At 64.3% G+C, this 12964-nt stretch carries 11 protein-coding genes; 3 read left to right on the top strand and 8 right to left on the bottom strand.

The features are described 5' to 3' along the window. Positions 1 to 4: 4 nt before the first annotated feature. Positions 5 to 1222, bottom strand: a complete 1218-nt coding sequence (locus tag I6F20_RS08875; protein WP_036001237.1) for a multidrug effflux MFS transporter — start codon at positions 1220 to 1222, stop codon at positions 5 to 7. Positions 1223 to 1731: 509 nt separating this feature from the next. Here I6F20_RS08875 and I6F20_RS08880 point away from each other — a divergent pair. Further along, positions 1732 to 2316: a DUF1349 domain-containing protein gene (locus I6F20_RS08880; RefSeq protein ID WP_036001240.1), complete on the top strand. Its 585-nt coding sequence runs from the start codon at positions 1732 to 1734 to the stop codon at positions 2314 to 2316. A 64-nt stretch (positions 2317 to 2380) separates the two neighbouring features. On the opposite strand, the gene I6F20_RS08885 is transcribed toward I6F20_RS08880, so the two are convergent. Then, positions 2381 to 2983, bottom strand: a complete 603-nt coding sequence (locus tag I6F20_RS08885; protein ID WP_036001244.1) for a TetR/AcrR family transcriptional regulator — start codon at positions 2981 to 2983, stop codon at positions 2381 to 2383. 199 nt (positions 2984 to 3182) lie between these two features. Between I6F20_RS08885 and I6F20_RS08890 the strand changes: the two genes are divergently transcribed. Together I6F20_RS08890 and I6F20_RS08895 are read left to right on the top strand one after the other, a co-directional pair. Beyond that, complete coding sequence (locus I6F20_RS08890; RefSeq protein ID WP_036001246.1) at positions 3183 to 4427, top strand: efflux RND transporter periplasmic adaptor subunit; 1245 nt, start codon at positions 3183 to 3185, stop codon at positions 4425 to 4427. Positions 4428 to 4609: 182 nt separating this feature from the next. After that, on the top strand, positions 4610 to 7798 hold the full coding sequence (locus tag I6F20_RS08895) for an efflux RND transporter permease subunit (protein WP_225125816.1): 3189 nt from the start codon (positions 4610 to 4612) through the stop codon (positions 7796 to 7798). Between the two features lie 36 nt (positions 7799 to 7834). Here the strand turns inward: I6F20_RS08895 and I6F20_RS08900 are convergent, their stop codons facing one another. The 6 genes from I6F20_RS08900 to I6F20_RS08925 form a co-directional block, all read right to left on the bottom strand. Then, positions 7835 to 8347 carry a hypothetical protein gene (locus tag I6F20_RS08900; protein ID WP_036001249.1) on the bottom strand — a complete coding sequence of 171 codons (513 nt, stop codon included), beginning with the start codon at positions 8345 to 8347 and terminating at the stop codon, positions 7835 to 7837. An 86-nt stretch (positions 8348 to 8433) separates the two neighbouring features. Then, complete coding sequence (locus I6F20_RS08905; RefSeq protein WP_036001252.1) at positions 8434 to 8880, bottom strand: MaoC family dehydratase; 447 nt, start codon at positions 8878 to 8880, stop codon at positions 8434 to 8436. A 484-nt stretch (positions 8881 to 9364) separates the two neighbouring features. Continuing rightward, entirely contained in the window at positions 9365 to 9787 is a 423-nt protein-coding gene (locus I6F20_RS08910) for a hypothetical protein (RefSeq protein ID WP_036001255.1), read from the bottom strand. Positions 9788 to 9799: 12 nt separating this feature from the next. Continuing rightward, positions 9800 to 10021 carry a hypothetical protein gene (locus I6F20_RS08915; RefSeq protein WP_007592399.1) on the bottom strand — a complete coding sequence of 74 codons (222 nt, stop codon included), beginning with the start codon at positions 10019 to 10021 and terminating at the stop codon, positions 9800 to 9802. Between the two features lie 113 nt (positions 10022 to 10134). After that, on the bottom strand, positions 10135 to 10953 hold the full coding sequence (locus I6F20_RS08920; RefSeq protein WP_036001257.1) for a lytic murein transglycosylase: 819 nt from the start codon (positions 10951 to 10953) through the stop codon (positions 10135 to 10137). 40 nt (positions 10954 to 10993) lie between these two features. Then, positions 10994 to 12847: a flavin-containing monooxygenase gene (locus tag I6F20_RS08925; protein WP_225125818.1), complete on the bottom strand. Its 1854-nt coding sequence runs from the start codon at positions 12845 to 12847 to the stop codon at positions 10994 to 10996. Positions 12848 to 12964: the final 117 nt, after the last annotated feature.

The raw sequence follows: 12964 nt of genomic DNA on the forward strand, positions 1-12964 counted from the left end.
TTATTTAACTGTGTGTCGCTTGGCGCGCCGACGGCAGCGAGATCGCGAGCAGCGTCCCCGCAATGGCGCAGAGCCCGAGATAAAGCCATCCGATCGGCGCCTGTGTCGCTTCGGGCAACACCGCCGTGATCGCCATGGCACCGCTCACGGCGAGATAGCAGAGCGCGCTGATGAGGCCGCCAACCAGGCCATGGTCGCGTTCGAACAGGCCAAGCGCCATGCCGTACATCATCGGGCACAGCACGCCGCAGCCGCCGAGCACCAGCGCGCCGCCGATCGTGATCGACGTAAAATCCAGACCTAGGGTCATGCCCGTTACGCTCAGGACCGCAGAGCCGGCGAGGAACAGCGCGAAGGCGCCGAAGCCCAGCAAGCGCGCCGGCATGACGCGCGCGAAATGCGCGCAGCCGAGCTCGCCGGCGAGATTGACCCCGCCAAGCCCGAGTGCGACGAGGCCGTAGATGGCCGCCGAATAGCCGAGACCGGTCTGGTAGAAGAACGGCGCGACGACGCCGAACGCCAGCTGCGCGCTGGCCGCCGCGGCAAACACCAGCACGAAGGCGAGGAAGCCCGGGCGGACCAGCGCATCGCGCAAAATACCGGCAGTGCGGCGCGGATCGAACGGCGCGCGCCGCTCTGCCGGCAATGTTTCGGGCAGAAGAAATGCGACGATCGCGGCGACGATCGCCGCGGCGACGGCAATGACGACGAAGACGCCGCGCCACGAGGTCAGCTCGACGATGAAGCCACCGGCTGCCGGCGCCAGCACCGGCGCAAGGCCCCAGGCGGCACCCAACAAGCCGGAGATCGCGGTGAGCTCGCGGCCGCGGAAACAATCGGCTGCGACCGCATAGGCGACGACGAGACAAGTGCAGCCGCCGATGCCTTGCAGGAAGCGCAAGCCGAGCAGCAGCGAGGCGCTGGTGGCCATCGCACAGGCGATGCTCATCGCGATCAGGACCGACAGGCCTGCGAGCAGCACGTTGCGGCGGCCGAGAGTGTCCGAGGCGATACCGACCGGCACCAGCGCCAGAGACATGCCGAGCATGTAAGCGGTGACGGTGTTCTGCATCGACGCCGCGTCAGCTGCGAGATCCACCACCATCTGTGGCAGGCCCGGCGTATAGGCATCGAGCGGAATCTGGCTGAACGGCACGACGCACAACAGGATCGGCACGATCCCACTCCTGGCGCGACCGGCGTCCGAAGCAAGTGCAGTCATGGCTTACGCCCCCTCGATGCCCGCAGGCCCCATCTTTTCGTGCGCGCAATGAGACACGATGCAGGTTGCGGATATTCACGCACGGAACGTGCCAGAACTGTATGTAAAAACTCTTAGGAGTTCCCGTATCGATACGGTTCGCGGCGCTGGATGATCAGGCTCCGGGCACAGTCAAACAAAAATGCGAAAACAACCCCATGCACAGTACGAATCATTGAAGAATTTCGCGCCGCATGGTGCGGGTCCTGCCGGCGAGGGCCGTTTGACACGTCGGGCAGAACAGGCGCAAAGTTGCATGATCGCCGATCGTGAATTCGCAACTCGCGCCGACGCCGTTAACCGGTCGGAAGCCATGGCTGCTATCAAACGTGAGCCGGCCTCGACATCGGCACCACTGTCGATGGCGCGAGGCTGAACTCTATGCACGCGCCCGATCGCAGTTTGCACGAGGCCATGCTTGTCCGGCAGATGGATCGAGCCACGGCAGGCATCGGCAATCGAGGTTGGAAATGACTCTCCTCAGAAGTGACGGCGTGTGGTTGAACGAACCGAAACGATGGACGGCAGAGGACGATCGCCTCCAGGTCGTGACGGACAAAGGCACCGATTTCTGGCGAGAAACCCACTACGGCTTTTATCGTGACAGCGGGCATTTCCTGGGCTTTCCAACCGGCGAGGCATTCACCGCCAGCTTACGTGTACAGGGCGACTTCCAGGCGCTCTACGATCAGGCGGGCATCATGGTGCGCATCGACGCGCGACATTGGGTCAAGGCCGGCATCGAACTGTCGGACGGCCGCGCCATGCTTGCAAGCGTGCTAACCGACGGGCGATCGGACTGGGCAACGGCACCCTATGAGCATGATGCCGGAGACTTCTGGGTCCGCGCAACCGTCGCCGACGGCGTCCTTCGTCTACAAGTCTCGGCCGATGGCAAGACCTGGCCTCTCATGCGGCTAGCGCCGTTTCCGGCAGCAAGCTCCTATCTTGTGGGCCCGATGGCCTGCACGCCCGAGCGGGCGGGACTGGAAGTCGTGTTCTCGAACTTTCGTCTGACACCGCCGCTTGGAAAGGACCTTCACGACCTGAGCTAAGCGGCCTTGCGATCTATCGCGCTCCCGAGCGGGCAGATCGTCGTTCAGCGCAGGCCACTCGTCTCTACCCCCTGGCCGACTGCGCTTCCACCGCCTGCACGGCGACATCAGCGACCTGCCGCAGCGCTTCACGATCGGCGCCTGAAGACGCCATCACGCCCATGCCGACCGCCACCGCCGAGACATAGCGCGCGAGCGCGGCCGGATCGGCGCTCTCCTTGAGATCGCCCTCCGCCTTGGCCCGGACGAAACGGTCGCGGAGCTGGTCCTCGTTCTGGGCGCGGCGGGCGGCGAGCTCGAAGGGGACGTTTTCTGAGCCGGTGCCGCAGGCGATGCCGCCCTGCACGAGCAGGCAGCCGGGCGGATTGGCGGGATCGGTCTGCTTGTCGGCGATGCCCATCAGCATCCGCTCCGCCACCTGGCGAGCGGTGGGCGCTGCGACCACCTCGTCCATCCAGATGTTGCGCAGCGTGGTGTAGCGGTCGAGCGCAGCCTTCAGCAGGCCTTCCTTGTTGCCGAAGCAGGCGTAGAGACTGGGCGGATTGATGCCCATGGCCTCCGTGAGCTGGGCAATGGTCGCGCCCTCATAGCCATGGCGCCAAAACACTTCCATCGCCTGGTCCAACGCCGTTTCGGCGTCGAATTCGCGGGGGCGTCCCATGCCCATGTGCCTGTCTCCTCGGATTCGGCGTGCTGTCTCAGCCTAACGCCGGATCCTATCTATTTGTTCTAGCTTTCTTTTTCTTGTGTCTTCCAATCGTCGCGGTATCGGCGTACAATTTTCTTAGTGATTGGTACATAAGTATCTTGCACTGCGGTATCCAGCTCCACATCTGTAGTGAACACTACATATCTGGAGCGCGCAAATGCATCCCTCCCAAAATACCTCCCGTACCGGCCATTTCCGCCGCCTTCTGGGCGGCGTCGCCATCGTGGGCGCCCTCGCCGCGGCCGGCTCGATCGTGACCGGCCGCTATTTTCATGCGGCGCAAGCGACCGCACCGGCGGCCGCAGCTGAACAAGCCGTTTCCGTCACCGTCGCGATGATCGAGCCGCGGCAGACCGTGCTGTGGGACGATTTCTCCGGCCGGCTCGAGGCGATCAACCGTGTCGAGCTCCGCCCCCGCGTTGCGGGTGCGATCATGTCGGCGAACTTCACCGAGGGCGCGCTGGTGAAGGCCGGCGACGTGCTGTTCAAGATTGATCCCGCCCCCTATGCGGCCGAGGTCGACAAAGCTGCCGCCCAGCTCGAGGCCGCCAAAGCGCGCGTCGTCTTCACCCAAAGCGAACTCGAGCGTGGCGCACAGCTCGTCGGCAACGCCGTGGTCACCCGGCGGGACTACGACCAGCGCGACAACGCCAATCGCGAAGCGATCGCCAACGTCAAGGCGGCCGAGGCGACGCTGCAGACCGCAAAGCTCAATCTCGACTACACCGAAGTGCGCGCGCCCGTGGATGGCCGCGTCGGCAAGATCGAGGTCACCGTCGGCAATCTCGTCGCCGCCGGCACCGCCTCGCCGGTGCTGACCTCGCTGGTCTCGGTCAATCCGATCTACGCCTCGTTCGATGCGGACGAAGAGGTGGTGCTGCGCGCGCTGAACTCGATCGCCGATGCTTCCGGCCAACGCGGCAAGCTCGACCAGATCCCGGTCGAGATGACGACCTCGGGCGGCTTGTCCGCGAAGGGCAACATCCAGCTCATCGACAACCAGGTCAACGGCCAGAGCGGCACCATCCGTGTCCGCGCGGTGTTCCGCAACGACGATGGGCGTCTCATCCCCGGCCAGTTCGCGCGCGTGCGCATGGGCCAGCCGAAGCAACAGGCGCTGGTGATGATCGACGAGCGCGCGATCGGCACCGACCAGGACAAGAAGTTCGTGATGGCAGTCGGCGACGACAGCCGCGCCGTCTACCGGCCGGTCACGCTCGGCGGCGCGGTCGATGGGCTTCGCATCGTCACCTCGGGCCTGAAGTCCGGCGACCGCATCGTCGTCAATGGTCTGCAACGCGTGCGTCCGGGAGCCCTCCTCAAGACGGAGGTGGCGGCGATGGGTGCACGGGGGCCGCAGCAGGCGTCGAACCACAGCAACCAGGACGTGGTGCAGCGTTAATGCACCCCGTAATCCCGGGGCGCGCATCGCGCGAACTACGGTGCGCAATTGCGCACCTGAGAATCTCGAGCGTACGAAACTCCGAACACATCACCTCTGGATTCCGGGTTCGCGCTTCGCGCGCCCCGGAATGACGAGTGGAGGTCTCGGAGAACATCAGAATATTGCCCAGGGGCAAGGCCATGAATCTGTCAAAGTTCTTCATCGATCGTCCGATTTTCGCCGGCGTGCTGTCGGTCCTGATCTTCCTTGCCGGCCTGATCTCGCTGTTCGCGATGCCGATCTCGGAATATCCGGACGTCGTGCCGCCCTCCGTCGTGGTGCGCGCGACCTATCCCGGCGCCAACCCCAAGGTTATCGCGGAGACAGTGGCGACCCCGATCGAGGAGCAGATCAACGGCGTCGAGAACATGCTCTACATGTCGAGCCAGGCGACCACCGACGGCGCGATGACGCTGACGGTGACGTTCCGGCTCGGCACCGATCCCGACAAGGCGACGCAGCTGGTGCAGAACCGCGTGCAGCAGGCCGAGCCGCGCCTGCCGGCCGTGGTGCGCCAGCTCGGCATCATCACCAAGAAGTCCTCGCCCGACCTCACCATGGTGGTGCATCTGTTGTCGCCGAACGGCCGCTACGACATGACGTATTTGCGCAACTATGCCGTGCTCAACGTCAAGGACCGGCTGGCGCGGATCGACGGCGTCGGCGACGTCCAGCTCTATGGCGCCGGCGACTATTCGATGCGGGTCTGGGTCGATCCGCAGAAGGCGGCCGAGCACGGCCTGACCGCAAGCGACATCGTGCGCGCCATCCAGGCGCAGAACGTCGAGGCTGCCGCCGGCGTGGTCGGCTCCTCTCCGAACGTCAAAGGCATCGATCTCCAGCTCTCGGTCAATGCCGAAGGCCGGCTCGCCAACGAGGAGCAGTTCGGCGACATCGTGGTCAAGACCGGCACGCGCGGCGAGGTCGTTCGTCTGCGCGATGTCGCGCGCATCGAGCTCGGCGCGTCCGAATACGGCCTGCGCTCGCTGCTCGACAACAAGCATGCGGTGGCAATCCCGATCTCCCAGGCGCCCGGCTCCAACGCGCTGCAGATCTCCGACAACGTCCGCGCCACCATGGCGGAGATCAAGAAGAACATGCCGGAGGGCGTGTCCTACCAGATCGTCTACGACCCGACTCAGTTCGTTCGCTCCTCGATCGAAGCCGTCATCCACACGCTGTTGGAAGCCATCGCTCTCGTGGTGCTGGTGGTGATCCTGTTCCTCCAGACCTGGCGGGCTTCGATCATCCCCCTGCTGGCCGTGCCGGTGTCGATCGTCGGCACCTTCGCCGTGATGCACGTGTTCGGCTTCTCGATCAACGCGCTCACCCTGTTCGGCCTGGTGCTCGCCATCGGCATCGTCGTCGACGACGCCATCGTCGTGGTCGAGAACGTGGAGCGCAACATCGAGTCCGGGCTGTCGCCGCGCGATGCCACCTATCAGGCCATGCGCGAGGTCTCGGGCCCGATCATCGCGATCGCGCTGGTGCTGATCGCGGTGTTCGTGCCGCTCGCCTTCATCTCCGGCCTCACGGGACAGTTCTACAAGCAGTTCGCGCTAACGATCGCGATCTCGACGGTGATCTCGGCCATCAATTCCCTGACGCTGTCTCCGGCGTTGTCGGCGCTGCTGCTCAAGGGCCACAACGAGCCGAAGGACCGGCTGACGCTGATCATGGAGAAGAGCCTCGGCTGGTTCTTCCGCGGGTTCAACAAGGCGTTCACGCGGTCCTCGGAGAACTACAGCGGCAGCGTCGGCAAGGTGATCTCGCGTAAGTCCGCGATGATGGGCCTTTATGTGGTCCTCGTCGGACTCACCGCATTTCTGTTCCAGCAGGTGCCTGGTGGATTCGTGCCGGGCCAAGACAAACAGTACCTCGTCGGCTTTGCCCGCCTGCCCGACGGCGCCACGCTCGACCGCAGCGAAGAGGTGATCCGCAGGATGAGCGACATCGCGCTGACCCAGCCCGGTGTCGAGAGCTCGGTAGCCTTCCCGGGCCTGTCGATCTCCGGCTTCACCAACTCATCCAATGCCGGCATCGTGTTCTCGACGCTGAAGCCGTTCGACGAGCGCAAGGATCCCTCGCTCAGCGGCCCTGCGATCGCGGCCGAGCTGAACAAGAAATATGCCGGCATCCAGGAAGCCTTCATCGCCATGTTCCCGCCGCCGCCGGTCAACGGCCTCGGCACCATCGGCGGCTTCAAGCTGCAGATCGAGGACCGCGCCGGTCTCGGCTATGACGCCCTGAATGAGGCCACCAACGCTTTCATGGCGGCGATGCAGAAGGCGCCGGAGATCGCCGGCGTGTTCTCCAGCTTCCAGGTCAACGTGCCGCAGCTGTTCGCCGACATCGACCGCACCAAAGCGCTGCAGCTGGGCGTGCCCGTCACCGAGGTGTTCAACACGCTGCAAATCTACCTCGGCTCCTACTACGTCAACGACTTCAACAAGTTCGGCCGCACCTATTCGGTCCGCGTCCAGGCCGACGCACCGTTCCGCGCCCGCGCCGACGACATCAGGCAGTTGAAGGTGCGCTCGTCGTCCGGCGACATGGTGCCATTGTCGGCGCTGCTCAACATCCGCCAGAGCGCGGGGCCGGAGCGCGCGATCCGCTACAACGGCTTCCTGTCGTCCGACATCAACGCGGCGGCTGCGCCGGGCTTTTCATCGGGCCAGGCGCAGGAAGCGGCGACGCGGATCGCGGCGGAGGTGCTGCCGCCGGGCTTTGCCTTCGAATGGACCGACCTGACCTATCAGGAGTTCATCGCCGGCAATTCCGGCATCTGGGTGTTTCCGCTGGCGATCCTGCTGGTGTTCCTGGTGCTGGCCGCGCTCTATGAGAGCCTGACCCTGCCGCTATCGATCATCATGATCGTGCCGATGGGCTTGCTCGCCGCGATGTTCGGCGTCTGGATCTCCAAGGGCGACAACAACGTCTTCACCCAGATCGGCCTCATCGTGCTGGTCGGCCTCTCCGCCAAGAACGCGATCCTGATCGTCGAATTCGCGCGCGAGCTCGAATTCGCCGGGCGCACGCCGATCCGGGCTGCGATCGAAGCCAGCCGCTTGCGGCTACGCCCGATCCTGATGACGTCGATGGCGTTCATCATGGGCGTGCTGCCGCTGGTGCTCTCGACCGGCGCGGGCTCGGAGATGCGGCGCGCCATGGGCGTTGCCGTGTTCTCGGGCATGATCGGCGTCACCGTGTTCGGCCTGTTCCTGACGCCGGTGTTCTATGTGCTGCTTAGAACCGTCACCGGCATGAAGCCGCTGGTTCATCACGGCAGCGACATCAGCGCAGCGCCGGTCCAGGGGCCTGCCGAGTGAACAGCGTCCCGCCGCGGCACGCCCCCGGCGGGACCATCATTTCCGGTTCTCCTCGCAGAATTTCAGCGCCGCCAGCGCCTCGCCGGCCCGCGGGATCTGCATCTCGATGCTGTCATCGTCGTCGTCCTCGAAGTCCAGCGTGAGGCGCTTGGCCTTCGCGAGGCGGTCCATGATCGACTGGTCGTATGCGAAGATGCCGCGCACCGTCGTCTTGTCCATGACCTCCCACTTGGCCTTCTTCATGATGTCGGCATCGTCGGTGCCGACATCGGCCCGGAGGATCTCACCGGCCTTGTCCCATTCCCAACCGTCGTAGATCATCACGATCACGATCGCCTGCTCGGAATAGGTGATCACGATGACGTAGTCGCGGTTCTCGTCATCCTTGTCCTTGTAGCCGCGGCTGGCATTGCAATGGGTGTCCTGCGCCCGCTTCTCGATGGTCCAGTCGCCGACTTTGGATTGTTGCGCAAGCGCGGGCCTCGAGCTCGAGGCGGTTGCGCTCAAGACGCAAGCGAGAATTCCGGCGGCAAGAAGAGATCGTTTCATGTCGGCCTCCAGCGCGTTCCCCGCGCCGAGATGACCACCTCTCCCGGCGGCTCGCAAGAGGGCGAGGCGAACGGCCGGCGGCCGTCCTATCCCCGCCGCGGCACGATCGCGATCGGAGTGAAGGTGTAAACCTCCTCGCCGTTCTGGTTGAACATGGTCCATTTCACCAGAGCGATGCCTTGCGGCTTCGATTTCGACGGCGTCAGGCTCATGACCTCGCCGACCAGATGCAGGCGGTCGTTGGGCCGCACCGGCATGGTCCAGCGCAGGCCGTCCACCCCGGCGCCGATCAGCGGATGCGGGCCGAACGGACGGGTCTGGATCGCAAGGTTCATCGCGATCGCGGCGGTGTGCCATCCCGAGGCGGCAAGCCCCTTGAACAGGGTCTGCTTCGCCGCCTCGTGGTCGAGATGCATCGGCTGCGGATCGAACTCGGCGGCAAAGCGCTTGATGTCGGCCTCGGTGACCACGACTTCGGGGGATTTGAACTGCATTCCGATGGTGAGATCGTCGAACCACTCGACCTGCGCCATGATTTTGCCTCGCAAAATGACGTGCCGCTCCCGAAGAGACGGCTCAAAATCGACTGAGCCATGAGGGATATAGCGGGCCCGCAGCGCACAAACCAGCGCAAGGTTCCTGACGAAACCCCTTTCCCGATGCGACGAAACACGCCTGAAACAGATGGCCGCTTAAGTAGTTGTCAAAATAAATACAGGGACGGCCACCATGCAGTTCATCCTCGACCTGATCTACGAATATTCGTGCTGCCAGAATCTCGTTGCCCAGCCGCTGCGGGAGGACGAGCTATGATCGAGCTGATCTCAGCCCTGCTCGCGCTGTGCAGCATCGGCGTCTTCGCGGCGCATGCGTTCGACGCTTACCGCACTACGCATTCCTGACCGTTCTGACGCTAAAGCGCGATGCGATTAGGATGAATCGTCATCGCGCTTTAGGTTGTTGTTTGAGCATGATCTTTTTGGAAAACCGCTCCGCACTTTTCCTCTGGATCATGCTCTAGAAAGGTCGCCGGTAGAAGTGCTCGGAATGCGTCGCCGGCGGAAACCGGTTGGCGAGCGCAAGCGCCCCTCTCTCGTCCGTCTCGAGCGCGATCTTCTGCGCCAACATCACATCGCCCGGTACCAGGAAGCCTGACGGGACGAAGCACCACCCCATCGTCGCGCGCCCCTCACTATCGACCTCGTGGACGTTGGCGGCTGTGCCGTAGTGGATGCGATAGGTCCGGCCGGTGTCGCAACCGACGACGTCGAAATACCGAAACTGCTCGAATTGAGCGCGCTGCGCCGGTGACAGCCATTCGGCCAGAAGCCGGCGGCCGCGCGCATCCGGCGTGTTCTCGCCGAAGAAGCGGCGATAGAGTTCACGCAGCGCATGCAGGCGCGCACGCGCCGGCGCGCGGAGCCAAACTGCCGCGATCATGAGCAGCTCAGATCAACCGCCGACCAGGCGGGGATAGAACAGCGTTTCCTGCGCGGTCGGATCGAACGATCGGATCCGGGTCACTTCGCCGGGTCCGGTTCGAAGCGCGGCGGTGAAGCCCGCTCCGGTCAGCTCACGAAAGCGCCGTTCGGCTCGCGCCAGCGCCTCGGCGTTGCCAGGATCAAACTCGTGGCGCGTATCGCCAGTTTGGTCCATCACGATCTGGGTAGCCATGTTGAGTCTCCTCATGCCCAGCCCTGAACTTGATCAAAGCAAACCTCGTGCCGTCGGTTCCAGAAGGCAACAACTTTCTCTCGCCGTCGCATCACACGTCGCTGAGCAAGAGCTCAGCGTGAGGCCGCGGCACTCCCGCCCTCGTCGATCTGCCGGCCCATCAGCGCGATCGCCTTCTGATAGACACCAGCGGCATTCCAAGCCTCGATGGCAGCGAAATTGGGCTCGCCCGGCTGGTATCCGGCTCCCGCACGCCAACCATGGGCTTTGAGGAAATTCGCGGTCGAGTTCAGCGCATTGGCCGCAACTTCGAGATTGCCGGTGCCGTAGGCCAGAATGCTCTTGGGCATGAACTGGGTCTGGCCGACCTCGCCATGCATGGAGCCGCGGGTCGATCCCGACAGCGTACCGCGGTCGATCAGCTTCAGGGCCGCATAGAGCTGGTCGGTGAAGAATTCGGGACGGCGGCAGTCATAGGCGAGGGTCGCAATCGACGACAGCATGTTCTGGTTGCCGCGCTGGCTGCCGAAGCCGGTCTCCATGCCCCAGATCGCGATCAGCGGCCCGGGCGGGACGCCATAGCGCTGCTCGATCGAGGCGAACAAAGCGGCCTGCGACTGCTTGAGCTGCCGGCCCTTGGCGACGATGGTGGTGGCGCCGCGCTTGGCCAGGAACTGGTCCAGCGTCAGCGAGAAGCTGCGCTGGCCGCGGTCGGCCGCGATCGTGGCGCTGGCATAGTTCGTCTGCATCAGCGCAGACAGCGCGGTGGGACCGATGCCCTTGCCCTGAGCCTCCGCGCTGAACTCGCGCTTCCAGGCCTCGAAGCCGGCCGGCGAGCTGCCGCATTGCGCGGCCTCGGCGGAGGATGCCAGGCAACCGAGCAGCGTCATTGCGCCAAGAACCGCTCCCGCAACAGCCCTGCCCCTGATCATGCCCGACCTCTCCTGTCCTGTACCGCTCGGCGGCGCAATCTTACCCGCTGGAATGCGCCGACTCCATGGCCCGATCATAGGACAATTCGAGGCCTTCCAGGTTGCCCTCTTTGCGCCATTTGTCGAGCAGCCGCAGGAATGCCACCGGCCCGCGCCAATATTGGCTGTTTCTTGCCGCGATCGGATCGAACACGCCTTCGTTATTGTAGTAGCCCGGCGTGCATTCGGCGAGATAGGTCTGCCGACCGAGCGCGGCCTTGACGACCTCCTCGACCCAGGCGTTCTCGGCCGCAAGCGTCGGCTCCAGGGTGCGTGCGTTGCGCTCGCGCGCCTGCTTGATGACATAGGCGATGTGCTGCGACTGCTCGTCGATGATGTGCGGAAAATTGGCGCTCTGGCCGGCCTGCACGGTGACGATCAGGAAGCAGTTCGGAAAACCGCGGCTGTAAAAGCCGTGCAGCGTCTTGACGCCGTCCTGCCAGCGCTCGGACAGGCTCATGCCGTCGCGGCCATAAACCTCGAAGCCCATGCGCTGCGCGTAATCGGTGCCGACCTCGAAGCCGCTGGCATAGATCAAGCAGTCGAGCTCGTAGGCCTTGCCGCCGGCGACGACGGCATTCTCGGTGATGCGTTCGACGCCCTTCCCCCCGGTATCGACGAGATGCACGTTGGGACGGTTGAAGGTGTCCAGATATTCGTCGTGGAAGCACGGCCGCTTGCAGAACGCCTTGTACCAGGGCTTGAGCGCAGCCGCGGTCGCCTCGTCCTTGACCACGGTGTCGACGCGCGCGCGGATCTCCTCCATCTTGCGGTAGTCGGCCTGCTCGATGACCTTCAGCGCTTCCTCAATCGAAGTCACCGGCTGCTTTTGCCGGCGCGGTGCCAGCAGGATTTCGCCGAGCAGGCCGGTCCAGCCGTCCTGCACCAGGTCCTGCTCGAACGGCTCGCCTGAAATCACGGCGGTAAAATTGTCCATGCGCTCGCGCTGCCAGCCTGGCTTGAGGCTCTGCGCCCAGGCCGGGTCCGTCGGACGATCGTCGCGAACGCCGATTGCGGACGGCGTGCGCTGGAACACATAGAGCTCCTTGGCGGAGCGGCCGAGATGCGGCACGCATTGCACGGCGGTGGCGCCGGTGCCGATGATGCCGACGCGCTTGCCGGCAAGACCGGTAAGGCCACCATCCGCGTTGCCGCCGGTGTAGCCGTAATCCCAGCGGCTGGTATGAAAGCTGTGACCTCTGAACGTCTCGATGCCGGCAATCCCCGGCAGCTTCGGACGGCTCAGCGGACCGCCGGCGAGGATGACGAAGCGCGCGCGGATCTGGTCGCCCCTGTTGGTCTCGACCAGCCACCGCGCCTCATGCTCCTGCCAGGTCATCCGCGAGATGACGGTCTGAAACAGCGCGCGCTCGTACAGGTCGAAATGACGGCCGATGCGGCGCGAGTGCTCGTAGATCTCCGGCGCCCGGGCATATTTGCGCACGGGCATGTAACCGGTCTCTTCCAGCAACGGCAGGTAGATATAGCTCTCGGTATCGCAGGCGGCGCCGGGATAACGATTCCAGTACCAGGTGCCGCCGAAGTCGGCGGCCTTTTCCACGATACGAAAATCCGCGATGCCGGCCTCGCGCAATCGCGCGCCACACAGCAGGCCGCCGAAGCCACCGCCGACGATGAGCACTTCGGTCGCTTCGTTGATGGCCGCGCGCGCAAATCCGGGATCGGCCCAGGGGTCGTCGAGATAACGGCCGAACTCGCCCGCAACCTCGACATACTGCGCCTTGCCCTCGGCGCGCAGACGGCGGTCGCGCTCGTCGCGATAACGGGCACGGAGGGCGGAAATATCGACCGTAGATGCGCCGGTTGCATCGGTCTTGTGTCTTTCCGCTGACATTCGATTCCTCCCGCGCATGCTGCTTCGTCGGCAGCTCACCGCACGTTAGCGCCGAAAAAGCGCGGCATGCAATCACGCTGATTGTTTTTTGCGTGAACGCTGCGTGACCTTCCGCTA

Source organism: Bradyrhizobium sp. IC3123 (genome assembly GCF_020193625.1).
In the GTDB taxonomy this organism is placed as follows: Bacteria; Pseudomonadota; Alphaproteobacteria; order Rhizobiales; family Xanthobacteraceae; genus Bradyrhizobium; species Bradyrhizobium yuanmingense.